Origin of the sequence: Pseudomonas sp. RIT-PI-r (assembly GCF_001297015.1) — a bacterium.
Classification (GTDB): domain Bacteria; phylum Pseudomonadota; class Gammaproteobacteria; order Pseudomonadales; family Pseudomonadaceae; genus Aquipseudomonas.
The window spans coordinates 305,308-331,384 of sequence record NZ_LIGE01000036.1; the positions used below are offsets into that span (position 1 = coordinate 305,308).

23 protein-coding genes are annotated in these 26,077 nt (G+C 60.5%); 9 read left to right on the forward strand and 14 right to left on the reverse strand.

The window, feature by feature from the left end; genetic code table 11:
• Positions 1-126 precede the first annotated feature (126 nt).
• From AK821_RS21845 to xopAW, 3 genes are all read left to right on the forward strand, one after another.
• Entirely contained in the window at positions 127-876 is a 750-nt protein-coding gene (locus tag AK821_RS21845; RefSeq protein WP_064391684.1) for a response regulator, read from the forward strand.
• On the forward strand, positions 876-1,925 hold the full coding sequence (locus AK821_RS21850) for a sensor histidine kinase (RefSeq protein ID WP_064391561.1): 1,050 nt from the start codon (positions 876-878) through the stop codon (positions 1,923-1,925). The genes AK821_RS21845 and AK821_RS21850 overlap by 1 nt, the downstream gene beginning before the upstream one ends.
• Before the next feature lie 234 nt (positions 1,926-2,159).
• Positions 2,160-3,011, forward strand: a complete 852-nt coding sequence (xopAW, locus tag AK821_RS21855) for a XopAW family type III secretion system calcium-binding effector (protein ID WP_064391563.1) — start codon at positions 2,160-2,162, stop codon at positions 3,009-3,011.
• A gap of 820 nt (positions 3,012-3,831) precedes the next feature.
• Here the strand turns inward: xopAW and AK821_RS21860 are convergent.
• The 9 genes from AK821_RS21860 to AK821_RS21900 form a co-directional block, all read right to left on the reverse strand.
• Entirely contained in the window at positions 3,832-4,884 is a 1,053-nt protein-coding gene (locus AK821_RS21860; protein WP_064391566.1) for an AI-2E family transporter, read from the reverse strand.
• Between the two features lie 69 nt (positions 4,885-4,953).
• Positions 4,954-5,760: a DUF4892 domain-containing protein gene (locus tag AK821_RS21865; protein ID WP_064391568.1), complete on the reverse strand. Its 807-nt coding sequence runs from the start codon at positions 5,758-5,760 to the stop codon at positions 4,954-4,956.
• A 115-nt stretch (positions 5,761-5,875) separates the two neighbouring features.
• Entirely contained in the window at positions 5,876-6,730 is an 855-nt protein-coding gene (locus AK821_RS21870) for an alpha/beta hydrolase (protein ID WP_064391570.1), read from the reverse strand.
• Positions 6,727-7,533, reverse strand: a complete 807-nt coding sequence (locus AK821_RS21875; RefSeq protein ID WP_064391572.1) for an alpha/beta fold hydrolase — start codon at positions 7,531-7,533, stop codon at positions 6,727-6,729. The genes AK821_RS21870 and AK821_RS21875 overlap by 4 nt, the downstream gene beginning before the upstream one ends.
• Before the next feature lie 276 nt (positions 7,534-7,809).
• Entirely contained in the window at positions 7,810-8,253 is a 444-nt protein-coding gene (locus AK821_RS21880; protein ID WP_064391574.1) for a hotdog fold thioesterase, read from the reverse strand.
• 31 nt (positions 8,254-8,284) lie between these two features.
• On the reverse strand, positions 8,285-9,940 hold the full coding sequence (locus tag AK821_RS21885) for an AMP-binding protein (protein ID WP_064391576.1): 1,656 nt from the start codon (positions 9,938-9,940) through the stop codon (positions 8,285-8,287).
• A gap of 210 nt (positions 9,941-10,150) precedes the next feature.
• On the reverse strand, positions 10,151-10,603 hold the full coding sequence (sixA, locus tag AK821_RS21890; protein ID WP_064391578.1) for a phosphohistidine phosphatase SixA: 453 nt from the start codon (positions 10,601-10,603) through the stop codon (positions 10,151-10,153).
• Positions 10,600-10,947 carry a DUF4389 domain-containing protein gene (locus AK821_RS21895; protein ID WP_064391579.1) on the reverse strand — a complete coding sequence of 116 codons (348 nt, stop codon included), beginning with the start codon at positions 10,945-10,947 and terminating at the stop codon, positions 10,600-10,602. Before AK821_RS21895 ends, sixA begins: the two co-directional genes overlap by 4 nt.
• Positions 10,948-10,968: 21 nt before the next feature.
• Positions 10,969-11,994, reverse strand: a complete 1,026-nt coding sequence (locus AK821_RS21900; protein WP_064391581.1) for an NAD(P)H-dependent glycerol-3-phosphate dehydrogenase — start codon at positions 11,992-11,994, stop codon at positions 10,969-10,971.
• A 196-nt stretch (positions 11,995-12,190) separates the two neighbouring features.
• Between AK821_RS21900 and AK821_RS21905 the strand changes: the two genes are divergently transcribed.
• From AK821_RS21905 to AK821_RS21930, 6 genes are all read left to right on the forward strand, one after another.
• Entirely contained in the window at positions 12,191-14,314 is a 2,124-nt protein-coding gene (locus AK821_RS21905; RefSeq protein WP_064391583.1) for a TonB-dependent receptor plug domain-containing protein, read from the forward strand.
• Position 14,315: 1 nt separating this feature from the next.
• Positions 14,316-15,248, forward strand: a complete 933-nt coding sequence (locus AK821_RS21910) for an ABC transporter substrate-binding protein (RefSeq protein ID WP_064391585.1) — start codon at positions 14,316-14,318, stop codon at positions 15,246-15,248.
• Entirely contained in the window at positions 15,245-17,149 is a 1,905-nt protein-coding gene (locus AK821_RS21915; RefSeq protein ID WP_064391588.1) for a response regulator, read from the forward strand. Before AK821_RS21910 ends, AK821_RS21915 begins: the two co-directional genes overlap by 4 nt.
• A 247-nt stretch (positions 17,150-17,396) precedes the next feature.
• Positions 17,397-17,912, forward strand: a complete 516-nt coding sequence (gene fabA / locus AK821_RS21920) for a 3-hydroxyacyl-[acyl-carrier-protein] dehydratase FabA (RefSeq protein ID WP_064391590.1) — start codon at positions 17,397-17,399, stop codon at positions 17,910-17,912.
• Positions 17,913-17,923: 11 nt separating this feature from the next.
• Positions 17,924-19,144 (forward strand): beta-ketoacyl-ACP synthase I, encoded by a 1,221-nt coding sequence (gene fabB / locus AK821_RS21925; protein WP_053122750.1) that lies wholly within the window; start codon positions 17,924-17,926, stop codon positions 19,142-19,144.
• Between the two features lie 416 nt (positions 19,145-19,560).
• Complete coding sequence (locus AK821_RS21930; protein ID WP_007917473.1) at positions 19,561-19,749, forward strand: hypothetical protein; 189 nt, start codon at positions 19,561-19,563, stop codon at positions 19,747-19,749.
• A gap of 70 nt (positions 19,750-19,819) precedes the next feature.
• Here the strand turns inward: AK821_RS21930 and AK821_RS21935 are convergent, their stop codons facing one another.
• The 5 genes from AK821_RS21935 to cysM form a co-directional block, all read right to left on the reverse strand.
• Complete coding sequence (locus tag AK821_RS21935; protein WP_064391592.1) at positions 19,820-20,362, reverse strand: DUF2058 domain-containing protein; 543 nt, start codon at positions 20,360-20,362, stop codon at positions 19,820-19,822.
• Between the two features lie 25 nt (positions 20,363-20,387).
• Entirely contained in the window at positions 20,388-21,221 is an 834-nt protein-coding gene (gene mazG / locus AK821_RS21940) for a nucleoside triphosphate pyrophosphohydrolase (protein ID WP_064391686.1), read from the reverse strand.
• 125 nt (positions 21,222-21,346) lie between these two features.
• Complete coding sequence (gene relA, locus AK821_RS21945; RefSeq protein ID WP_064391594.1) at positions 21,347-23,590, reverse strand: GTP diphosphokinase; 2,244 nt, start codon at positions 23,588-23,590, stop codon at positions 21,347-21,349.
• 101 nt (positions 23,591-23,691) lie between these two features.
• Complete coding sequence (gene rlmD / locus AK821_RS21950) at positions 23,692-25,068, reverse strand: 23S rRNA (uracil(1939)-C(5))-methyltransferase RlmD (RefSeq protein ID WP_064391596.1); 1,377 nt, start codon at positions 25,066-25,068, stop codon at positions 23,692-23,694.
• On the reverse strand, positions 25,068-25,970 hold the full coding sequence (gene cysM / locus AK821_RS21955) for a cysteine synthase CysM (protein WP_064391598.1): 903 nt from the start codon (positions 25,968-25,970) through the stop codon (positions 25,068-25,070). Before cysM ends, rlmD begins: the two co-directional genes overlap by 1 nt.
• Positions 25,971-26,077: the final 107 nt, after the last annotated feature.

Here is a 26,077-nt window from a genome sequence, read left to right on the forward strand (position 1 = left end):
AGCCTCGCCAGCCGCAACACGCCCTTACATCAGCACTTCCCGCCTCACGGCAGGACGCCTATGCTGAAACCACAACCTCGCAGCCCATCTTTGTGGTTGGCGGCCTACTGGCAGATGAACAGCCCCATGCACAACACCCAAACGACCGCGACGGATGAGCCAAAAGACGACAAGCGCTGGAGCATCCGCGCGCTGATCGTCGACGACGACGTGCCGATCCGCGAGCTGATGATCGATTACCTCGCCCGCTTCAACATCCACGCCAGCGGCGTCACCGACGGCGCGGCGATGCGTCAGGCGCTGCTCGCCGAGCATTTCGATGTTGTCGTGCTGGACCTGATGCTGCCCGGCGAAGACGGCTTGTCGCTGTGCCGCTGGCTGCGCGCCGAATCGGACATCCCGATCCTGATGCTCACCGCCCGTTGCGAACCGACCGACCGCATCATCGGCCTGGAACTGGGCGCCGATGACTACATGGCCAAACCCTTCGAACCGCGCGAACTGGTGGCGCGCATTCAGACCATTCTGCGTCGGGTGCGCGATGATCGTACCGAGCAACGGGCCAACATTCGTTTCGACAACTGGCGCCTGAACAGCGTTCTGCGCCAGTTGATCGCCGACAACGGCCTGGTGGTGCCGCTGTCCAACGCCGAATTCCGCCTGCTCTGGGTCTTTATCGAACGCCCGCGCCGAGTGCTCAGTCGCGAACAACTGCTCGATGCCGCGCGCGGCCGTTCAATCGAAGCATTTGACCGCAGCATCGATCTGCTGGTCTCGCGCCTGCGCCAGAAGCTCGGCGACGACCCGAAAGCCCCGCAGTTGATCAAAACCGTACGCGGTGAGGGTTACCTGTTCGACGCACGGGACATCGGCTGATGCGAGCGCGCTTCGACACGCTGTTCGGACGCCTGTTTGGCGTGCTGTTCGTGGCGATTGTCCTGGCGCACTTGCTGGCGTTCACCTGGTTCCGCCTCTACGGCCCGCCACCGCCACCACCGCCGCCAGAGTTTTCCCAGGGTGTCGAAGGGCAACGGCCCATGCCGGATCCACGCTATGCGCAGCGGCCACCGCGCCCCTGGTTCGGTGGCCCGGTGGTGCCACTGACCTTTCAATTCATCACGCTGATGATCGCGGCGTGGTACGGCGCCAAACTGCTCAGTCGGCCGATCCAGCGTCTGAGCGACGCCGCTGAGCGCCTCAGCGAAGACCTCGACAGCCCGCCACTGGACGAGTCCGGCCCGCGCGAAGCACGGCAAGCGGCGCACACCTTCAACCTGATGCAGCAACGCATTCGCGAGCAGGTGCAGCAACGCGCGCGCATGCTCGGCGCGGTTTCCCACGACCTGCGCACACCGCTGTCACGTCTGAAACTGCGCCTGGAAAACATCAGCGATGAACGACTGCAGGGCCAGATGCGTCAGGACCTCGACGACATGATCGGCATGCTCGACGCCACGCTCACCTACCTGCATGAACAGCGCACCAGCGAAGCGCTGCAAATGATGGATGTGCAGGCACTGGTCGAATCGCTGGCGGAGAATGCGCAGGATCAGGGCGCCGACGTGCAGGTCAGCGGCCATTGCACGCCCTTGCCCGTGCAGCCGATGGCACTGCGCTCGTGCATCAACAATCTGATGGATAACGCCTTGCGCTATGCCGGGCAGGCGCAAATCGAATTGCAGGATCAGCGCGAGCAATTGCTGATTCGCGTGATCGACCACGGCCCGGGAATCGCCGCCGACAAACGCGAAGCCGTGTTTGAACCGTTCTATCGGCTGGAAGGTTCGCGCAATCGCAATTCCGGCGGTGTGGGGCTAGGGATGACCATTGCCCGCGAGGCGGCGCAGCGTCTGGGCGGCCAGCTCAATCTTGAAGAAACCCCGGGCGGCGGCCTTACCGCCATCATTCGCCTGCCACGCCCCTGAGAACGCCACCGACTCACTGTGGGAGCGAACCCGCTCGCGAAGGCGTCATCTGATCCAACATCTTTTTTGGATGTACTGGCCTCTTCGCGAGCAGGCTCGCTCCCACAGGGTTTGGCGGTGTTCATTCTGCCGTGTGTACCGTCCGGTACAAACCCCACATACCCCGGACAACTCGCACCCTGACCCTGCATAAGCCGGTACCCCCGCCGGTTTGCCATTCAGGGAGTGAGCCCGATGATCGGTAGCGTCAGCAACTACACGAGCTATACCAGCACCAGCAGCACCGCCACGCAAAATTCGCGCAGCCAGCAACTGCAAAAAGAACTGTTCGCCAAGCTCGACAGTAACGGCGACGGCGCAGTGGATCAGGACGAACTGAAAAGCGCCCTGTCGCAGAAGTCCGACGACGGCCTGCTGGTCAACCTGAGCAAGCAGTTCGGTGATCTCGACAGCGACGACAGCGGTAGCCTCAGCGCCGAAGAAATGACCGCCATGGCGCCGCCCCCGCCGCCACAGGATCAAGCACCGAACACCGACCTCGCCGACGCCCTGATCAGCGCCCTCGACATCGACGGCGACGGCGCCATCAGCAGCGACGAACTGAGCAGCGGCCTGACCAGCGCCGGCAGTACCGCCGACAGCAACGAACTCTTCTCCGCCCTCGACAAGAACAAGGACGGCACCGTCAGCCAGGACGAACTAACCGCCAGCCTGACCCCACCGCCACCACCGCCACCACAAATCAACAGCGACGAACTGTTCAGCCAGCTCGATGCGGATGGCGATGGCAGCGTGACGGCCACGGAATTAAGCAGCGCTGTGCAGACCGGCAACAGCACCTCATCGACCAGCACCGACACCAGCGCAGCGCTACTCAAAGTGCTCGATAGCGACAGCAGTGGTGGCGTGAGCAGTGATGAGCTGAAAGCGGCTTTACAGGCCGGGCGTGAACGACCGGACGAAGAACAGACGGCATCGACCCAGAGCACGACAGAAGCTCTGAATCGCATGATTGCCAATTTGAGCAAGCAGTACTCGCTGGAAAACACTGCGTCGGTGGGCAAGTATTTGAATGTGGCGACTTGAGTCGACGCCCCTCACCCTAGCCCTCTCCCAAAGGGAGAGGGGACTGATCGAGGTGTTTGGGAGAGGTACACCGACGTGAAATACCGAGTCGAACTCAGATTCCGAAACAGATCAAAAGCCCCTCACCCTAGCCCTCTCCCAAAGGGAGAGGGGACTGATCGAGGTGTTTGGGAGAGGTACACCGACGTGAAATACCGAGTCGAACTCAGATTCCGAAACAGATCAAAAGCCCCTCACCCTAGCCCTCTCCCAAGGGAGAGGGCTAGGATGAGGTGTTTGGGAGAGGTACACCGACGTGAAATACCGAGTCGAACTCAGATTCTGAAACAGATCAAAAGCCCCTCACCCTAGCCCTCTCCCAGAGGGAGAGGGGACTGATCGAGGTGTTTGGGAGAGGTACGCCGACGCGCGATACCGCGTTGAACGCAAATCAAACGCCGAACACCCCACGCTCTTCACCACTCAATAGGCCGAGTGTCAGCTCGCCTGCTCTTGATCTTGATCCACGGGCGACGTCGGAAGGCTGAGTGGAGGGATTGATCCGGGCGTGGGAGCGCAGCGACCGTTTGGCGAAGCCAAACACAGCGAGAGGAGGTGCAGCGCAGCAAACCGTAGGCGCTGCGCCCGGATCGATCCCGCAGCGAAGGAACCCCGAGCCCCAGCGAGCGGGCCGCACGCAGGAGCAAGCCTTTTGGGTTACCTTTTCGGCGTTTGGAAAAGGTGACCCGCCGTAAGGGCGGAACCCTAAGCAGCCGTTACCGCAGCAATGGATATACACCCAAACCCAAACCCAAAACCCAAAACCCAAAACCCAAAACAGCTACCGCCGATCCTCAACCCGAGACTGACTCTTACTCCAATCCGTCAACAAACTGTAAGCCACCGCCAACAACGTAGGCCCGATAAACAACCCGATAAACCCAAACGCAATCAACCCGCCAAACACCCCAAGCAACACAATCACCAACGGCAAATTGCCGCCTCGGCTGATCAGATACGGCTTGAGCACGTTGTCCACGCCACTGATGATGAACGTTCCCCAGATCCCGAGAAACACCGCCATCCCGTACTCACCCTTCCACGCCAGCCAAGCCGTCGCCGGCACCCACACCAACGGCGGCCCCATCGGAATCAGACTCAGCAAAAACGTCACAATCCCGAGCACCAGAGCCCCGGGAACGCCGGCAATCAAAAACCCGATCAACGCCAGAATCGCCTGCGCCGCCGCCGTCCCGATTACGCCGTTGACCACCCGCTGCACCGTACCGGCGACCAGTTCGATGTAATAGCCGGCGCGATCACCGATCAGGCGCTCCAGCAGACTGTGCACAAACGCCGCCAGTCGCGGGCCGTCGCGGTAGAAAAAGAACACAAAGACAATGCTCAGCGTCAGCTCGAGAATGCCGCCGCCAATCTGCGCACTGCGCGCCAGCAACCAATTGCCGACCTGACCCAGATACGGCTTGATCGACACCATCAATGCCGCGCCCTGCTGATCGATGCTGTTCCAGAGGCCGACGAGCCGTTCACCCACAAACGGCACAGTAGCCAGCCATACCGGCGCCTCCGGCAAACCGTCGACCTGCACGTCCTTGATGAACGCCGTGGCATCGCGCACATGATCGGCCAGGTTGAACCCCAGCCAGACCAGCGGCGCCGCCACCAGCAACATCCAGCCGAGGGTCAAAATCGCCGCAGCCAAAGCCTCGCGTCCCTTGAGCAAACGGGTCAGCAGGCGCATCAGTGGCCAACTGGCGAACGCCAGCACCGCGCCCCAGAACAGCGCCGACCAGAACGGCGCCATCACCCAGAAGCTGGCACCAAACAACACCAGCAGCAGGATCTGCACCAGCAGGCGATCGTTATTGAGCATGTAAGGTCTCGAAAAAGTCAGTCAGGCCAAGAGTAGGCGAACACGCCGTGCGTGCTCGCTCGCCACAGCTTATCGCAACAGGTCGATGCGCAGGCCTTTACCCTCGACAGTGCCGGTTTCCATCCGCGCAGCGCGCACGCCCTGATTGATCAGGGCCTGACGCCAGGCCTCGGCCTTGGGCCCGGATACCGTGACGCGCAATGTCGTGTCGAGGTTCAGGCCACGGGAGATCAGGCGCAGCCAGGTGTCATCCGGATCATCGACTCGATCGGGGAAATCCAGTTCGCCGGTGCTTTTGAGTTGACGCAACAGGGTCGCCGAGGTCGGCAGCAACTCGCCCAGCGGCGCAATTGCTTCGAACTGTTCAACATGCAGATAGGCTTTGCGATTGCCGCGAGTGATGCTGTACAGCGCCACCAGCGTGTTGTCTCGCGGCGCTGCCAGTCGCAACAGCAGATACGCTTGCTGCTCGTCAGCACCGTACAACTTGGAGTTGCCGAATACCTCGTTGGCCCACAGGCTGCTTTCACCACAATCACGGGCCTGGCACCAGAACAGCAACTCGGCGTCCTGCTCCTGCAAGGCTTCGCGGGCAGCGGTAAAGGCTTCGGTGGCGGAATGTTCGGGCGGTAACTCGTAGGTCACCGAAGTGATTTGGCCACGGGCGGTGACCTGGCCGTCGAAACGTAACTGGCCGCTGATCTTGCGGATAGAGCCCAACGGATAGATGCGCTCCAGCTCGGCCGGCGGGCGATAGTCGACGATTTGCGCATCGGCCAGCCGTGGCACGATCTGCAGATCGTGACTGCCCGGCACGTCGGCAGCGAAAGAAACGGAACTGAAACAGCACAGTGCCAACAGACTGAGTGACCGCATAGTCAGGCTCATCGGATCGGAGTGACTGTGTGATTCGGGGTCGCAGCGGTATAAAGATCCATCGTGGTTGTCTCCCATTTCAACCCGCCCAGCCTCGACAGTTGCCCACGGCAAGTCAAGGAATGGCGAAGAACCGATTGAAACAGTCTGCGACAAGACCCGCGCCTGGCTCGTCGTTCAAGTGCAGATGGTGCCCGCCCGGCAGCTGTTCCTGGCTAAAGGGTAGCCGCTCCAGCAGTTCGGAGTGTTTGGCCAGCATGCCATCAGCGGCAACCACCAAATGCGCCGGGCAACTGACGCGCAGGGCGAAAGCCATTGCCTGCTCCTGGGTCAGGCGCAGCGGCGACGGCAAAGTCAGGCGATTATCCGTGCGCCAGGTGTAGCCGCCCGGCACCGGCATCAATCCGCGCTGCGCCAACAGTTCAGCCGCCTCACGACTGACCGCGACCAGCCCCTTCATGCGCGCTTCGATGGCGCGGTCGAGGGTGTTGTAGACCGGTTTGCGTTTCTCGCGCAGATCCAGTTGCGCCTGTAGGGCCATGCCCATGCGCTCGGCTGCGTTTTCGCCTTTGTCTGTAGGAGGAATGACGCCGTCGATCAACGCCAGATGGCTGATACGCTCCGGCAACGATCCCGCCAATACCATGGAAACGATGGCCCCCATCGAATGCCCGAGCAGGCCGAAACGCTTCCAGCCCAGTTGTTCGGCGACTTGCAGCACGTCATGGGCGTAGTCCCACAGCGCATAACCGGCGCCGTTCGGTCGATGCCCGGAATGCCCATGCCCGGCCATATCCAGGGCAATGATGCGTAAGCCTTTGAGCTTCGGCGCCAGCCGCGCGAAGCTGTTGGCGTTGTCGAGCCAGCCGTGCAGCGCAATGATCGGCAAACCGTCCTCGGGACCGAACAAATGCGCCGCCAGCTCGATATGCGGCAGGCTCAGGCGCACTTCTTCGAAGGTCGGGCTCATGCGCAATCCTTGTCCTGACGGTTTTCCCAACGGGCAAACAGGTTCTTCAACAACCGCGCAGTGTCTTGCGGACGCTCCAGCGGGAACATGTGCCCGCCGGGCATGCTCAGCGCCTCGCCTTGTGCCAGGCGCGAAACGAAGCGGGTGTGATGACGCATGACCACGCGGCTCTTGGGCCCGCCCCCCACCGCCAGTGGCACCTGTAACTGCCGGGTGCGACCGGGGCTGGTGTGCGGCACACCACGATAGATGCTGATTTCAGTGGCGGGGGCGAAACGCGGGCGCCGCTTGTCGCCGACCGGGTGCAAGCCGTATTGCAGATAGGCATCGAAGCATTCCGGGTCGAGGCCCCGGAACAGCGTTTTACCGGCAAAATAGCTGCGCGCACGGTCGAGATCGGCGAACTCTTCACGTCGGCCCAATGTGCGCCCCGCCGGTGTCAGTTTGTCGATGAAACCCAAGCGCTTGGCGGCACGGATCACCCACTGATCGGTGCGGGTCAGCACTGGCGAGTCGAGCATCACCACGCCGCGATACAGCTCAGGGCAACGCAGCGCCGCGTGCAGGTGCAAAACACCGCCGAAAGAATGGCCGACACCCCATACCGGTTGATCCTGCTGCTGCAAATGGTGGATCAGCTCGTCAACCAGGTTGTACCAGTTGTCATCCGCCGGGAAACGCGGGTCATGGGCGTGCAGCTCCAGATGCGCGACCCGGTACTCGGGCGCCAGCGCCGCGAACAACTTGCCATAGGTGCCCGAGGGAAACCCGTTGGCGTGGGCGAAAAAGATCGGTTGCGACATACCGGAAAATCCATGAGCGGGAAACGTGGTGTTGATTGTCCGTAAGACCGTGCCTTACAGCAATGACCGTAACTGCCAGGAATGATGACAGTCCGGTCAGGGCTATGGTGAGTCAGCCGGATCGCTACCCCCTCACCCCAACCCTCTCCCCCAGGGGGGCGAGGAGGAAAGGGAGCCGATCTCCATGCTATTGCGAATCTGTATTCGACTCGATATCTCAGGTCGATGTACTTCGAACAACCCACTCGGTCAGTCCCCTCTCCCTCTGGGAGAGGGTTAGGGTGAGGGTGGCTGCTCACCCAAAGGCACCACCGCCATGGTCAGCCGTGACACACAACTGGCCTTGCCTTCGTCACTGGTCAAACGGATATCCCACACATGGGTGGTGCGGCCAATGTGAATCGGCTTGGCCACCGCCGTCACCCGGCCACTGCGCAAGCCGCGCAAATGGTTGGCGTTGATTTCCAGCCCCACGCAATAAAACTTGCTGGCGTCGATGCACAGGTAGCTGGCCATCGAACCCACGGACTCCGCCAGCACCACCGACGCGCCGCCATGCAGCAAGCCGTAAGGCTGGTGCGTGCGATGGTCGATGACCATGCTTGCAGTCAGCGATTCTTCGTCGAACGCTTCGAAGCGGATGTCGAGCACTTCGCCGATGGTATTTTTCTGGATCGCGTTCAACTGCTCGATGTCGGGAGTAGTACGCCACAAGCTCATCGCAGACTTCCTTTGTTGTTGTAGTGGTCGCTCAATCCTGCCACAGCACCGCCTCGCTGCGCTCGCTCCATTCTTCGAAACGCGCGCCATAGGTGTCTTCGATGACGTTGCGCTTGATCTTCAGCGTCGGCGTAAGAAAGCCGTTCTCCACCGCCCAGCTGTCCTTGACCACCACCAGGCGGCGCAGGCGTTCGTGCTTGTCGAGCACCGCATTGACCTCTTCCAGGAGTTTTTCCAGACTCGAATGCAGGCTGGCCCGGGCCTCTTCCTGATTGACCGTCGACAGCACGCACAACCCCAGTGGCGCGCTCAGGCCATCGCCGACCACGCACACTTGCTCGATCCGTGAATGCACGGCCAAACGGTTTTCGATCGGCGCTGGAGCGACGTATTTGCCCTTGCTGGTCTTGAAGATTTCCTTGAGTCGCCCGGTCAGGCGCAGACGCCCTTCGGCATCCTGCTCGCCCTTGTCACCGGTACGCAGGAAGCCGTCCTCGGTGATCGTTTCGGCAGTTTTCTGCGGTTCCTTGAAATAGCCGAGCATGTTCGCCTGACTGCGCACCTGCACTTCACCCAACTCATCGATGCGCACTTCGACATCCGGGCACGGTTTACCGATCCAGCCTTGTTTGTATTGCCCTGGCAGACAGATGTGCGAGTAACCGCAACCCTCGGTCATGCCATAGACCTCAAGCACGTCGAGACCGAGTTTCTGATACCAGGCGAGCAGGGTCTGCGGTACCGGCGCCGCACCGGACAACGCCACGCGCAAGGCGTCCAGCCCCAGCCCGGCGAGGACTTTGTGCCCGACCCGTTTACCGATGAAAGGCAGACCAAGAAGAAAATCCAGACGTTTTGCCGGGATCCTGCTGTACACGCCCATCTGGAATTTGGTCCAGATTCGCGGCACGCCAAACATCGCGGTCGGCCGCGCGCGCTGCAAATCGGTGATGAACGTATCGAGGCTCTCGGCGAAGAAAACCGTCTGCCCGGTATAGATCGAGGCCAGTTCTACAAACATGCGTTCAGCGACGTGGCACAGCGGCAGGTACGACAGCAACCGGTCGTTCTCGTTGAGACCGAACAGCTGCGTGCCGCGCGTGGTGGCGAAACCGAGATTGGCGAAACTGTGCATCACGCCTTTGGGCAGGCCGGTGGTGCCGGAGGTGTAGATGATGGTTGCCAGTTGCTCGGCGGCAGGACGCGGATCGTCCTGGATCGGCGAACTGCGTTGCAGGTCTGCCCAGTTGAAATCGAATTCGCCAGGCGGATGCAGCGGCAGGCTGATGGTCGGCAAATCGGCCGGCACGCCTTTGGCCATGCCCGGCCAGTCATCGAGTTTGCCGATGAACGCCAGGACGCTTTCCGAATGATTGAGCACCTGCGCTACGGAGTCGGCGGTGAGATTGGGATAGAGCGGAACAGAAACGTGCCCGGCCATCCAGATGGCGAGGTCAGCGATGATCCAGTGTGCGCAGTTTTTCGAGATCAGGGCGATGTGGCTGCCGTGCGGCAACTCACGGGCACGCAACCAGTGCGCGGCGCAGCGGGCCTGATGGCCGACGTCGGCCCAGGTCAGGGTCTCGACCTGCCCGCCGCCAGTGGGCTGCACCAGAAAGCGCTGGCGCGGATGCCGGGCTTCACGTTCGTAAAACACGTCCAGCGGCAATCGGAATGCGGCAGACATGCGACTCGCTCCTGTGATTTTGGTCTGGAGCAAGCGTAGTCAACCAAGCAAGTGCTTGGTTGGAAAATTCAAACAAATAATTTCATGGTGTACGCGGTACCTGTAGGAGTGAGCCTGCTCGCGATAGCGGTCTGTCGGTCGACATAAATAGCGACTGATAGACCGCTATCGCGAGCAGGCTCACTCCTACAGGGGTCGGTGTTTACAACTTCACGGGTGTTTGAGGCTGTTAAGGGTCATCGAGCCGATCAGCAACTCCGGGCTTTCCAGCTCAGCCAGATCGGCGGTGCTGACCCGCTCCGGAGGATGTCCGGCGCCATGCTGCAGATAGCTCAGCAGATTGCCCACCAGCGGGTTGTGGCTGACCAGCAGCACGTTGCTTACCGACACCAGTTGATCGGTAACCTTGTCCGGGTCGACCTCCGGAGTCAGCCACTCGACCGTGCGAATCTCCGGTTCGAAACCCAGCGCTTCGCGCACAATCTGTGCAGTCTGCTGCGCCCGCAGATAAGGGCTGGCGTAGATCGCAGTAAGCGGCTGGCCAATCAAATGGGCAGCGCTGCTCAAGGCTTCTTTGCGACCGTGCTCGGTCAACTCCCGTTCGGAATCGGGGCACGAGCCGTAAGGCACGGCCTCACCGTGACGCAATACCCAGAGTTTCATAGCTTGGGTTCCTCATCTCGAACCGGATGCGGTGTCGGCGGCACGGTGTGCGGCGCTTCACCTTCCGGGGTACGCGGCGCTGGCCAGTCGGCGAACGGCCAGGGTTTCTGGTCGCTGTGGAAACTGCCGAAGCGGCCGATCTGCGCCAGAAACTGGCTCAGGCTGTCGCCGAAGTTCATCAGGCTGGCGCTCGGTGCGCCATAGATCAAACGATAGATCAGTTGCACCAGCACCACCGCGCCGAGGATGAACTGCGCCACTTGCCAGACCAGCACGTAGACGATCATCCACAGCACCCGCAGGAGGATGGATTCGTACTTGGCTTCGGTTTTCGGATCGTTCATGGCTTGCTGCTCCCGGCTCACTCAGTTGAAACCACTGGTGGAAATAAAGTCGACGTCGGTTTTTGGCTCGGCTCGCATCAATAGACCGATCACCTGCTCCAGCGTGCGTCCTTCGAACAGGATCGCATGCAGCCCGGCGACCAGCGGCATGTACACGCCGACCTCCTGGGATTTGGCCTTGAGCACTTTGAGGGTGTTGACGCCTTCGGCGACTTCTCCGAGGCGCGACACCGCTTCGTCGAGGCTCAAGCCCTGACCCAGCGCGAAACCGACCTGATAGTTACGACTCTTCGGCGACGAACAGGTGACGATCAGATCGCCGACACCGGCCAGACCGAGGAAGGTCATGGGATTAGCGCCCTGATTCACCGCAAAGCGGGTCATCTCCGCCAGTGCGCGGGTGATCAGCATGCTCTTGGTGTTCTCACCCATTTCCAGCGCGACCGCCATGCCGGCAATGATCGCGTAAACGTTTTTCAACGCCCCGCCCAGCTCGACGCCGAAGCGATCAGCACTGGCGTAGACGCGGAAAGTACGACCATGCAACGCGGCTTGCACCTGCTTGCAGAGTTCTTCGTCCTCACTGGCGACCACCGTGGCGGTCAGCGCATGTTCGGCGATTTCCCGCGCCAGGTTCGGCCCGGACAGCACGCCAATGCGCGCTTGCGGGGCGATCTCTTCAAGAATCTGGCTCATCAATTTGAAGGTCTGCGCTTCGATGCCTTTGGTCAGGCTGACCAGCATCTTGCCGCTCAAGCGCTCGGCGTGGGCCGCGAGCACCGTGCGCAGCGCGCTGGACGGCAGTGCGACAAAGCACAAATCACAGGCGTCGAGGGTTTCCTGCAGGTCGGTGACGGCGGTCACGCCCGGCAGAATCTTGATGCCTTTGAGGTAACGCGGGTTTTCGCGATTGACCCGGATGGCCTCGGCCTGCTCGGGGTCACGCATCCACTGCCGGACTTGATGGCCGTTCTCGGCCAAAAGGTTGGCCACGGCGGTACCGAAACTTCCGCCTCCCAGGACCGCAATCGGGCGCTGTTCAGTCATATGCAATCCGTTAATCCATACCAGTGGCGATGGCGGCATTATACGGGGCAGCCCGGTCGCGGCCAGCCCCAGCAACAATTACCGACACTTGTAGGAAGAAGACCAATAAAACCTAGGAAAATGCTACTAACGTGAATGGAAAAGTCACGGTGCTCGGTTAACATGCGCGCCAAATCTTTACGATCAAGGCTGCGTCGTGTTTTTCGCTCCTCGCCCTCCCCGTTCGCCCCTGTTGCTGGCGCTGTTGTTCAGCCCGCTAGTGCTGGCGGACGACCTGTTCATGGACAACCAGGCACTGCCACAGGTGCTGACGGCCACGCGCCTGAAACAGACACCGGCAGAAGTGCCGGGGAGCATGACCGTACTCGACAGCGAATTGATCAACGCCAGCGGTGCCCGTGACATCAGCGAACTGCTGCGCCTGGTGCCTGGGATGATGGTCGGCAACATCAGCGGCAATCAGGCGGCGGTCAATTACCACGGCACCAATGCCACCGAAGCACGGCGCATGCAGGTGCTGATCGACGGCCGTTCGGTGTACCGCGCAGGTCTGGCCACGGTGGACTGGAGTGACATCCCCGTGGCCATGGAGGACATCGAGCGCATCGAAGTCTTTCGCGGCCCGAACACCGTCAGTTATGGCGCCAACGCGCTGATGGCGGTGGTCAATATCATCACGCGCAACCCGGCGGATAGCCATGGAACGCGTCTGAAATATACCCGCAGCCAGCGTGGCATCAATGATTTCTATGCCAGCCAGGGCACCGGCTGGAATGGCGGCGATCTGCGCCTGTCGCTGTCCGGTCAGGAAGATGACGGCTTTGACAGCGATCGCAGCGGCGCCGATTACCGTGACAGCCGCCGCTTGAACCGTTTCAGTCTCGCGGTCAGCCACACCCTCAGTGATAACCAGAGTCTCGACTGGCAGGTCAACGCCAAAGACGGCACCAACCAGCGGCCCTACACCTATCGGCCGGTGTTCTCCGGGATTACCGCCGCCGGGAACAATTCTGACGTAGTCGCCAAGGATTACGCCGGTTCGGTGCGCTGGAACCTCGACATCAATCCCGAACACAGCCTTTATATACAAGGCTCGGCGCAACACTGGGATCGCCAGCAAACCTGGCGCGCCTGCGATGCCGAGGTGTCATTCAGCCCCGAGTTGACGCAACTGTGGCAACTCAACCCCAATTACACCGAACGCCTGGCGCGCAACATCACCCGTTTCACCGGCCCCGGCGCAGCACCGGGCACACCGCAGGAAATGGCTCTGGCCAATCAGGTGCTGGATCAATGGCGCAATGGCGCCAGTCAGACCTTGTGCGGCGACATCGACCAGAGCGCCCGCGAATCGCGCTACGACCTCGAATTGCAGGACACCCTCAGCCTGTCCGACAGCCTGCGTCTGGTCAGTGGCATGAACTATCGTTACGACCGCGCCGATTCCGAAACCTATTTCAATGGCACGCTGGACGACACCACCTGGCGTGCGTTCGGCCAACTGGAATGGCGCGCCACTGAGCACTGGTTGTTGCAGGGCGGCGCGATGTTCGAAGACACGCAACTGATCGGCAGTTCGCTGACGCCGCGCTTTGCCGTCAATTATCTGATCAATCCGCGCCACGGCTTGCGCGCGGTGTACTCGGAAGCAATCCGCTCGCCGGACATGTTCGAGAACAATGTGAACTGGAGCTATCAGGTCAACAACCTGCGGCCCTCGGCCTACGGACAGTCTTCGGCGCGCTACTTCGTCAAGACGCGCGGTCCGGGCGATCTCGATCAGGAACACATGCGCTCGCGTGAACTGGGCTACAACGGCTATTTCGCCGAACTGGGTCTGGCACTCGACGTAAAGCTGTTCTACGACGAAATCACCGGGATGATCAGCGAGCCATTACGCAACAATCAGTACATCGCCAGCAACGCCAACAGCTCACGTTTTCGCGGTACCGAAACCCAGCTCGACTGGCGTGTGAGCAGGGCCGACCGCTTGCGTTTCACTTACGCTTTTGTCGATGCCGAGGCGAGCAATCCGCTCGATCAGCAATTCACTTCGCGTAACAGCGGTTCCGCCGGCTGGCTGCGCGACTGGGGGCACGGCTGGAACAGCGCCCTCTTCTATTATGGTGACAACGCGCTCAATGGCTACCGCTTCGAACGGGTCGACACGCGCATCGCCAAACGCATCCCGCTGGGCAAGGCTCAGCTGCAATTGGCCGGCGTGTTGCAACAACGTCTCGACCATGAGCCGACTACCTTCGTCGACAACAACTACGACGAGCGCCGGGTGATGTACTTCAGCGCCGAACTGGAGTTCTAGGATGCGTCACGGCCTGTCACGGAAGACGCCAACCCTTGGCCACTGGCTGGCCGGGGTCTGTCTGTTTTTGACTGCGTGGCTGCACGGTGTCGCGGTCCAGGCCGCGGACATTCTGCTCACGGGGGCCGAGGAAAGCCCCGGCGTACAAGCGTTCGTTCAGGCTCTGAGCGAATTGCGCCCGACCGACAACGTGCGTTTCCAACCGCTGGACAGTCTCCCGGCACCGGGCAAACTGCCGGCCAGCCTGCGCCTGATCCTCCTCGATCTGCCAAGCCTGGATTGGCGCCTGCAAGACCCCCAAGGTCCGGCAACGCTGGTGCTGCGCATCAGCCGCTTGCAAGCGCGCCAGCGTTTTGGTGACGCAGAACCTGCACACCTGAGCCTGCTGTGGAGCGATCCACCACTGAGTCGGCAACTGCAATTGATCCGGCGAATCTTGCCGCAGGCACGGCGGGTCGGCGTGCTGTTCGATCAACACAGCGAGTTTTTGCTGAAAGAACTGAATCTGGCTGCACAACCGCTGAATCTGCAAATCGTCAGCCAGCGCTGGGACAACACCCTTGACAGTCGCCCACTGCAAGCCGTGCTGAAAAACAGCGACGTGCTGCTGGGCCTCGACGATCCCGATCTGTACAACCCGAAGACCGCGAAGAACCTGTTGCTCAGCAGCTACTCGCGGCAAGTCGCGCTGGTCGGACCCAACGTCGCTTTCGTCCGTGCCGGCAGCCTGGCCAGCAGCTACAGCGATCAGAACGATTGGCTGGCAATCCTTGATCAATTGCTTGACCAACCCTCGGCTGCTTGGCCGCGAGCGCTCTATCCCGCACGTTTTAATGTTTCAAGTAATGCACAGGTGGCTCGTTCATTAGGTATCGAACCGCTGAATGATGCGTCTGTCGCCAGAGCGCTGGCCGAAGGAGAACGCCGCCCATGAGTTTCCGTCGCCGCTGGGACATCAACACCCGCACCCAGCTGATCAGCCTGGGCCCGGCGCTGTTGCTGACCTTGCTGTTGATCAGCTTCTTCACGTTTGTGCGCATCCAGGATTTGCGCCAGGAGCTGAACCACACCGGCCAACTGATCGCCAACCAACTGGCCCCTGCCACCGAGTACGGAGTGATTTCCGGCAACAATGAAGTGCTGGAGAGCCTGCTCAAAGCCACACTGGCTACGCCCAATGTGCGTTTTCTTGAAGTGCAGGACAGCGCCAACCGGATTCTGGTGTACGTCGAACAACCGGCTGACACCCACAATCGCCCGCATCAGGTCGAAGTGTTTCAGGCCCCGGTGCGACTGCAGCGGATCTCCCTGCACAATGATTTCTTTCAGGACGGCAAAGTCAGTAATGGTGCGGCCGCCGAGGATTATCTGGGACGCGTGATCGTCGGCCTGTCCAACGATGCCTTCAGTCAGCGTCAGCAGGAAATTCTGCTCAAGGCCGGGATTCTCGCGCTGTTCGCCCTGCTCTTCACTTTTGTCCTGGCTCGGCGTCTGGCCGGTAGCCTGTCGCAGCCGATTCGCGACATCGGCGATGCGGTCAAGGCGATTCAGGACGGCGACTACAAGACCCCGTTGCCGATTGTCGACGACACTGAATTGGGGGCTTTGTCGCAGCACATCAACAACCTCGCACAGGCGCTGGAACAGGCCAGCCGCGAGCAGCATCAAGCCATGGCGCAACTGATCCAGACCCGCGAAGAAGCGGAAAAGGCCAACAACGCAAAATCCGACTTCCTGGCGATGATGAGCCATGAACTGCGCACCCCCATGAACGGTGTGCTGGGCATGCTGCAGTTGCTCGAAACCACCGAGATGACTGAGGAGCAGATCGAGTATGCAGCCCTCGCGTCGGAGTCCACCGAGCACTTGCTGAAAGTCATCAACGACATTCTCGACTTCTCGCGCATCGAGCGATCAGAACTTGAGCTGGAGCACATACCGTTCAACCTCACCGAGCTGATCGGTGCCTGCGCGCAGTCGTTCCAGCACAGCGCGGTGCAACGCGGCCTGGCGCTGAATCTGCGGATCCCGGACGACATGCGCAGTTTGCAGGTGCAGGGCGATCCGACGCGGATCCGGCAGATTCTGGTCAACCTGGTCGGCAACGCACTGAAGTTCACCGAACAGGGTCGGGTCAGCATCGAGGCGCAGTGGCAATCGCTGGATCACGAATTGCTGTGGTTCACCTGCTCGGTACGCGACAGCGGCATCGGCATTTCTTCCGAAAGTCTGGAATTGATGTTCAACGCTTTCCAGCAGGCCGACAGTTCGATCTCGCGGCGCTATGGCGGCACCGGCCTCGGCTTGCCAATCGCCCGCACCCTGGCAGAACGCATGGGCGGCACTTTGCGCGCGCAGAGCGAGGAAGGTCGCGGTTCGGTCTTTACTCTGGAGATCCCGCTGGCGCTTTATAAGCAAGCGCTACCGCCATTGGCCGCGCCGCGCGCGCTGAACGGCAAAGGACAGGGTGAAGGGCGCAATGTCTTGCTGGTGGAAGACAATCCGGTGAACCAGACGGTTATCGAAGCGATGCTGCGCAGTCTGGGCTTTACTGTCAGCGTCGCCGTCGATGGCGCGCAGGCCGTACGCAGCGCTGAAGAAAGTGATTTCGAAGTGATTCTGATGGATTGCCGCTTACCGATCATCGATGGCTATGAGGCGACGCGACAGATCCGCCAACTGCCGGGACGCAGCGACGTGCCGATCATCGCACTGACCGCCAACGCGTTGCAGGGTGACCGCGAAACCTGCCTGGAGGCAGGCATGAACGATTATCTGGCGAAGCCGTTCAAACGTAATGATCTGCAGCAGATTCTGCAGCGCTGGGTGTCGTAGTGTGGGCCTTTCGACCATCTGCGACTGGCGTGAAAAGCGAAAGTGCGGCAGTCTTAGGCACCCGAACAAGCCTCAAAAGGGGCTTGAATAAAAATTTCAGTGCACAAGTGTACATTCATGTCCTTGGTGCTGTGACTTTCACCACAACGCAATAGTCTATGAGTAGGCTGCCGGTTCGAGGCATGAACGCGTCGAACGGTCGGGAAGATTTGCCCCACCTGCCGCATGGGATTATTGAGGAGCTCGCATGACCAAACAAAACGCCTTTACTCGGGAAGATCTGCTGCGCTGCAGTCGCGGTGAGCTGTTCGGCCCAGGTAACGCGCAACTGCCCGCCCCGAACATGCTGATGGTCGATCGCATCACCCTGATCAGCGAAGAAGGCGGCAAGTACGGCAAAGGTGAATTGGTCGCCGAACTGGATATCAACCCTGACCTGTGGTTCTTCGCCTGCCACTTCGAAGGTGATCCAGTGATGCCGGGCTGCCTGGGCCTGGATGCCATGTGGCAACTGGTCGGCTTCTTCCTGGGCTGGCAAGGCCTGCCGGGCCGCGGCCGTGCGCTGGGTTCGGGCGAAGTGAAGTTCTTCGGCCAGGTCCTGCCGACCGCCAAGAAAGTCACCTACAACATTCAAATCAAGCGCGTCCTCAAGGGCAAGCTGAACCTGGCCATTGCCGACGGTTCGGTGTCTGTTGACGGTCGCGAAATCTACACCGCCGAAGGCCTTCGCGTCGGCGTGTTTACCTCCACTGACAACTTCTAAGGGTTATTCGCATGCGCCGCGTCGTTATCACTGGTCTGGGCATCGTTTCGTGCCTGGGCAATGACAAAGAGACCGTCTCCGCTAACCTGCGTGCAAGCCGCCCTGGCATCCGGTTCAACCCGGAATATGCCGAAATGGGTCTGCGTAGCCAGGTTTCCGGCTCCATTGACCTGAACCTTGAAGAGCTGATCGATCGCAAGATCTATCGCTTTGTCGGCCACGCAGCGGCTTACGCCTACCTGGCCATGAAAGACGCCATTGCTGACTCCGGCCTGACCGAAGAGCAAGTGTCCAACCCGCGTACCGGCCTGGTGGCTGGCTCCGGTGGTGCTTCCACGCTGAACCAGATGGAAGCGCTGGACATCCTGCGCGAGAAAGGCGTGAAGCGCGTTGGCCCGTACCGTGTCACGCGGACCATGAGCAGCACGGTTTCCGCTTGCCTGGCCACGCCATTCAAGATCAAGGGCCTGAACTACTCCATCGCTTCTGCCTGCGCCACCAGTGCTCACTGCATCGGTACCGCCATGGAACAGATCCAGATGGGCAAGCAGGACATCGTCTTCGCCGGTGGCGGTGAAGAAGAGCACTGGAGCCAGTCGTTCCTGTTCGACGCCATGGGCGCTCTGTCCAGCAAGCGCAACGACACCCCGGAACTTGCTTCCCGTGCCTACGACAAAGACCGTGACGGTTTCGTCATCGCTGGCGGTGGCGGCATGGTCGTGGTTGAAGAGCTGGAACACGCTCTGGCCCGTGGCGCGAAAATCTACGCCGAAATCGTTGGCTACGGCGCAACGTCCGACGGCTACGACATGGTTGCCCCAAGTGGCGAAGGCGCGATCCGCTGCATGCAGATGGCGATGTCCACCGTTGATACCCCGATCGACTACCTGAACACCCACGGCACCTCGACTCCGGTCGGCGACGTTGCGGAAATGAAAGGTGTGCGTGAAGTGTTCGGCGACAAGGCACCTGCGATCAGCTCGACCAAAAGCCTGTCCGGTCACTCCCTGGGCGCTGCCGGCGTTCACGAAGCGATCTACTGCATGCTGATGATGGAAGGCAACTTCATTGCCGGCTCCGCCAACATCGACGAGCTGGACCCTGAAGTGGCCGATCTGCCGGTGCTGACCAAGACCCGCGAAAACGCCACCATCAACACCGTGATGAGCAACAGCTTCGGCTTCGGCGGCACCAACGCCACGCTGGTACTGAAGCGCTGGGAAGGCAAGTAATTCCCCCCGCTTGAGCCACACATGAAAACGACCCGACTGGTTCGGGGCGTTTTTTTTGCCTGCAGAAATTAGCCGGGACACTACCGGTCCGTGTTGTTGATCGTTCCCACGCTCTGCGTGGGAATGCAACCCCCGTGACGCTCCGCGTCACTGGACGCGGAGCGTCCCCAGAGGCATTCCCACGCGGAGCGTGGGAACGATCAACAATGGGTTTCGGCGCTTCTGAAAATGAAACTTCTGTCATGAAACTTACCGCCCTGCGACCGAATGTCGCGGATTACGCGGGCTGCAGCACTGTTGCAAAAAACGCAACAACACCTTGCACAAATCAGCCGTTTACTTAGCAAGCTAACAAATCATATAACAGAGTCCTGCACACGCCTTGCTGCAGATAACTTGAGATTTGGAGCTAGCAGATGACTGTAAAAGTAACTGAACGCGACGATTCACACATGTCCCACGAAGGCGTAGCCGCCGGTATCCGCATTTGGGATGTGCATCAACAGGACTTGCTGGTCGGCATGTTCCACAACGAGATCGATGCCCACAACTATAAGGCCGAGCTGGAAGTGCAAGAACAGCAACGTGATCTGAAATCCGCCTGATTCAACCACAGCATTGAAAAAGACAAACCCCGCCATGAGCGGGGTTTGTCGTTGTTACAGCTTTATCGGTTTACCACATCAGATCATCAGGGATCTGATACGCCGCGTACGGATCGTCCTCGGTGCTGACCTCTTCGGTCTGCACATTGAGCTGAACGATACGTTGCGGATCGCGCTCCTGGATCTTCAGGGCCGCTTCACGCGGAATCACTTCGTAACCACCGGCATGGTGGACGATCGCCAGCGAACCGCTGCTGAGCTTGTTGCGCATCAGCGTGTTGACCGAGAGGCGCTTGACCTTCTTGTCGTCGACGAAGTTGTAGTAGTCCTCGGTCGTCAGCTTCGGCAGACGCGAGACTTCGATCAACTGCTTGACCTGCGCCGCACGCGCCTTGGCCTCGGCTTTCTCTTTCTGCTGACGGTTCAGTTCCTGGTCGCGCTTGACCTTCTCGGCCATGGCTTCCTGGGCAGCACGCTGCTGCGAGTCGTCCAGTTCGATCTGGCCTTTATGCGCCAGACGTTGCTGCTTCTGCTTGTCCTTGCTGACCTGCTTGGCCTGCTTTTGGTTGACCAGACCTGCTTTGAGCAACTGGTCGCGAAGGGAAATACTCATCGGGCTTACTCACTTGGGCAGTTGCTCAGCCGCAGCTGGGCGCATTCTTTTCCTGACGTTTGGCTTCGCCCCACAGGGCGTCCAACTCTTCGAGGGTGCAATCTTCTATGGGACGGTGGGTGTCGCGCAATGCCTGTTCGATAAATCGGAAACGTCTTTCAAACTTGCCGTTGGCGCCACGCAGCGCGGTTTCCGGATCGACCTTCAGATGCCGGGCCAGATTGACCACGGAAAACAGCAGGTCGCCGATCTCGTCAGCCACCGCGACGGGATCGTTTTCGGACATCGCTTCAAGGACTTCATCGAGTTCTTCGCGCACCTTGTCGAACACCGGCAAGGCGTCCGGCCAGTCGAAACCGACCTGCCCTGCGCGCTTCTGCAACTTGGCCGAACGCGATAACGCCGGCAGTGTGGCCGGCACGTCATCGAGCAGCGACAGTTGCTCGGGCGCAGCGGACTTCTCGGCGCGTTCTTCGGCTTTGATCTCTTCCCAGCGCTGCTTGACCTGCTCCTCGCTCAAGCGCGGTACGTCGAGCGGCGCGTACAGATCGCCGGTGGGAAAGACGTGGGGATGACGACGGATCAGTTTACGGGTGATGCTGTCGATCACGCCGGCAAATTCGAAGCGCCCTTCTTCCTTGGCCAACTGGCTGTAATACACCACCTGGAACAGCAGATCGCCCAACTCACCCTGTAGATGATCGAAGTCGCCGCGCTCGATGGCGTCGGCCACTTCGTAGGCTTCTTCGAGGGTGTGCGGGACGATGGTCGCGTAGGTTTGCTTGATGTCCCACGGGCAACCGTACTGCGGATCGCGCAGGCGGTTCATGAGGTGGAGCAGGTCTTCAAGGCTGTACATCATTTATCTCTCACCACAAAACCCTGTAGGAGTGAGCCTGCTCGCGATCGCGGTGTATCAGTCACCATTGATGCTGACTGACACTCCCTCTTCGCGAGCAGGCTCGCTCCCACAGAGAAACCACATCACGGAGTACGGTTACGCCGCGTTTCGATGATGTTCGGCAACTGCGAAATCCGCCCGAGCAATCGTCCCAGCGCATCCAGACCCGGGATCTCGATGGTCAGGGACATCAGCGCGGTGTTGTCCTCCTTGTTCGAGCGGGTGTTGACCGCCAGTACGTTGATCCGCTCGTTGAGCAGCACTTGCGACACATCACGCAGCAGACCGGAACGGTCGTAGGCGCGAATGATGATGTCCACCGGATAGGTGAGCACCGGCACCGGGCCCCAGCTGACCTGAATGATCCGCTCTGGCTCACGCCCGCCCAGTTGCAGCACCGAGGCGCAGTCCTGACGGTGAATGCTCACGCCACGGCCCTGAGTGATGTAACCGACGATCGCATCGCCCGGCAGCGGCTGGCAGCAGCCGGCCATTTGCGTCATCAGGTTGCCGACGCCCTGGATCTGAATGTCGCCGCGCTTGCCCGGTTTGTAGCCGGTGGCTTTGCGCGGGATCAGCTCCAGCTGTTCGTTGCCGCGTTCCGGCTCGACCAGTTGCTGCGCGAGGTTGACCAATTGCGCCAGACGCAAGTCGCCGGCACCGAGGGCGGCGAACATGTCTTCGGCAGTTTTCATGTTGGCCTTGTCGGCCAGCTTGTCGAAATCCACCGCAGGCAGACCGAGGCGCGTCAGTTCGCGTTCGATCAGGGTTTTACCAGCGGCAACGTTCTGGTCGCGCGCCTGCAATTTGAACCAGTGGACGATCTTCGCCCGCGCCCGCGAGGTGGTGACATAACCGAGGTTGGAGTTCAGCCAGTCGCGGCTCGGCGTACCGTGCTTGCTGGTGATGATCTCGACCTGCTCACCGGTCTGCAGGCTGTAGTTGAGCGGGACGATGCGCCCGTTGATCTTCGCGCCACGGCAGTTGTGACCGATTTCGGTGTGCACGCGGTAGGCGAAGTCCAGCGGCGTTGCGCCTTTCGGCAAGTCGATGGCGTGGCCGTCGGGGGTGAAGATGTACACCCGATCCGGTTCGATATCGACACGCAGCTGTTCCGCCAGACCGCCGATGTCGCCCAGCTCTTCGTGCCACTCGAGCACCTGACGCAGCCAGGAGATTTTCTCTTCGTAGTGATTCGAACCGGATTTGACGTCGGTGCCCTTGTAGCGCCAGTGCGCGCAGACACCGAGTTCGGCTTCTTCGTGCATCGAGTGCGTACGAATCTGCACCTCAAGCACCTTACCCTCAGGGCCGATCACCGCGGTGTGCAGCGAACGGTAGCCGTTCTCTTTCGGGTTGGCTATGTAGTCGTCGAATTCTTTCGGGATGTGCCGCCACAAGGTGTGGACGATACCGAGCGCGGTGTAGCAGTCGCGCATTTCCGGCACCAGCACGCGCACCGCACGCACGTCGTAGATCTGGCTGAATTCCAGACCCTTGCGCTGCATTTTGCGCCAGATCGAATAGATGTGTTTGGCCCGGCCGCTGATGTCGGCGTCGACGCCGGTGGCCTGCAATTCGTCCTTGAGCTGGGTCATAACGTCGGCGATGAAACGCTCACGGTCCAGCCGTCGCTCGTGGAGCAACTTGGCGATCTGTTTGTATTGATCCGGCTCCAGGTAACGGAAGGACAAGTCCTCCAGCTCCCATTTGATATGACCGATACCGAGGCGATGTGCGAGCGGCGCATAAATGTCGAACACTTCCCGGGCGACACGGTTACGTTTTTCGTCGTCAGCGGTTTTCACCGCACGAATGGCGCAGGTACGTTCGGCCAGTTTGATCAACGCAACGCGAACGTCATCGACCATCGCCACGAGCATCTTGCGCAGGTTTTCCACCTGCCCTTGCGTGCCCATCACCATCGACTGACGCGGACTGAGGCTGGCGCTGATCGCAGCCATGCGCTGCACGCCGTCAATCAGCTTGGCCACCACCGGGCCGAAGCGCTGGCCGATGGCCGCGAGTTCGATCTGGCCTTCGCGTACGCCGCGATACAGGACCGCCGCGACCAGCGAATCCTGATCGAGCTTGAGGTCGGCGAGAATCTCGGCGATTTCCAAACCAGTACTGAAACTGCCGGAGCCTTCGGCCCACAGGTTCTTCTTGGCGTTGGACTGTTGTTCGGCCTCGCGAGCGAACTCGCAGGCTTCTTTCAAGGCTTCGCGATCCAGTGCCAGATCGACACTGACCGCGTGATCGAGCCAAGCCTCGAGATTGATACTGCCGTCAGTGTTGATCGGCTGGTGTGCTCTCACCTGTACCATCTTGCTTTACCTTCCCTACGACGCAGATTCAATGCGTCAAATCGCTGACCTCTACGGTCCGTTTGCGCTCGCGGGGCCGATGCGAGCGCTGCGCGGACAGGTCAGACGGATTCAGACGAGCCATCCTGGCTCGCTTCAAATAACGCCATGGCCTCGACATGTGCCGTCTGAGGAAACATATCGAGAATCCCGGCACGTTTTAACCGGTAGCCCTGCTTGATCAATTCGACCGTATCGCGCGCCAGCGTTGCCGGATTGCACGACACATACACCAACCGTTTGGCACCCAGGCTCGCCAGCTTGCGTACTACCTCGAAAGCACCGTCACGTGGTGGGTCCAAGAGTACCGCAGAAAAGCCGTTTCCGATCCACTGGGCATCGGTCAAAGGCTGGGATAAATCGGCTTGAAAAAACTTTGTGTTATGCAAATTGTTACTGGCGGCGTTGGCTTCAGCGCGATCGACCATGGTCTGCACACCTTCCACCGCGACCACTTCGCGCACGGTTTTGGCCAGCGGCAAAGCGAAGTTGCCCAAGCCGCAGAACAGATCCAGCACGCGCTCGTCGCGGCCCGGTTTCAGCCATTCCAGCGCCTGCGCCACCATGGCTTCGTTGACACCGGCGTTGACCTGGATGAAATCCCCCGGCCGATACGCCAGGTCCAGATCCCACTGCTCCAGGCGATAGCCCAGCGACTGGGTTCGATCGACCGGTTGTGGCTCGCCTTCGCCATGCAGCCACAATTGCGCTTCATGAAACTCGCAGAAGTCCTTGAGGATGGTCAGATCCGCTTCGGACAAGGGCGCCATATGCCGCAGCAGCACCGCCAGCGACGAACCGCTGAACAACTCGACATGCCCCAGCGCCTGCGGTTTGCTCAAGCGACGGAGCATCTCCGGCAAACGGGTCATGATCGGTTGCAAGGGCTGTACCAGCACCGGGCATTCGCTGATCGCGACAATGTCCTGGCTGCCGGCGGCGCGGAAACCGACTTCGAGGTTCTTCGCTTTCATGTCCCAGCGCACGGCAATCCGGGCACGACGGCGATAGCCAAATTCCGGACCGGTCAGCGGTGCGGCCCACTCTTCAGGTTCGACAGCGGCAACCCGCGACAGTTGTTCGGCGAGCATGCGCTGTTTCAGGGCAAGCTGTTCGTCGTGGGGCAAATGCTGCACGCTGCAACCGCCGCAGCGGCCGGCATGCTGACACGGTGCCGGGCGGCGCAGTTCGCTGGCCTTGAACACGCGCTCGGTGCGCGCCTCGACCACTTTGCCGTGGGCGCCGAGCACCCGCGCTTCGACCTCTTCACCGGCAAGGGCGCCAAGGACGAACCAGGTTTTGCCTTCGAAAAACGCGATACCGCGACCGTCATTGGCCAGGCGCTCGATGTTCAAGCGCTGCTTTTTGCCGGTCGGGATTTGCGGTGCCTTGCTGCCGCCTGTGGGCTGGAAGCGCAGGCCTCTCTCGTGCTTGGCCATCAGTTGGGTGCGTCGAAAATGCCGGTCGACAGGTAACGGTCGCCACGGTCGCAGATGATCGCGACGATCACCGCGTTTTCAAGTTCTTTGGACAGGCGCAGCATCGCTGCCACCGCACCGCCCGAAGACACGCCACAGAAGATGCCTTCTTCGCGGGCCAGACGACGGGTGACGTCCTCGGCTTCGCTTTGCGCCATGTCGACGATGCGATCAACACGGTCAGCCTGATAAATCTTCGGCAGGTATTCTTGCGGCCAGCGGCGGATGCCGGGAATGGCCGAGCCTTCCATCGGTTGCAGACCGACGATCTGCACGGTGTCGCTCTGCTCTTTCAAGTAGCGCGAAACGCCCATGATGGTGCCGGTGGTGCCCATCGAACTGACGAAATGGGTGATGGAGCCCTGGGTCTGACGCCAGATTTCCGGACCGGTGGTGGTGTAGTGCGCCTCAGGATTGTCGCCGTTGGCGAACTGATCGAGCACCTTGCCACGGCCTTCGGCCTCCATGCGCTGCGCGAGGTCGCGAGCGCCTTCCATGCCTTCTTCCTGACTGACCAGAATCAGCTCGGCGCCATAAGCGGTCATCGCCGCTTTGCGCTCGGCGCTGGAGTTGTCGGGCATGATCAGGATCATCTTGTAACCCTTGATCGCGGCGGCCATGGCCAGGGCGATCCCGGTGTTGCCCGAGGTCGCTTCGATCAGCGTATCGCCGGCATGGATCTGCCCGCGCAACTCGGCGCGAGTGATCATCGACAGCGCCGGACGGTCCTTGACCGAACCCGCCGGGTTATTCCCTTCGAGCTTGAGCAACAGGGTGTTGCTGGTGGCACCGGGCAGGCGCTGCAAACGCACCAGCGGAGTGTTGCCGACGCAATCGGCGATGGTTGGGTACTGCAGGGTCATGGCGTATTCGCAATCCAGACGTGCGGGGGCGCCTATCATACCGGCAAACCCGCGCAGGCCATATCACGCAAAGTGCGGTGCTTATGGCTTATGGGAATAAGCAGCGG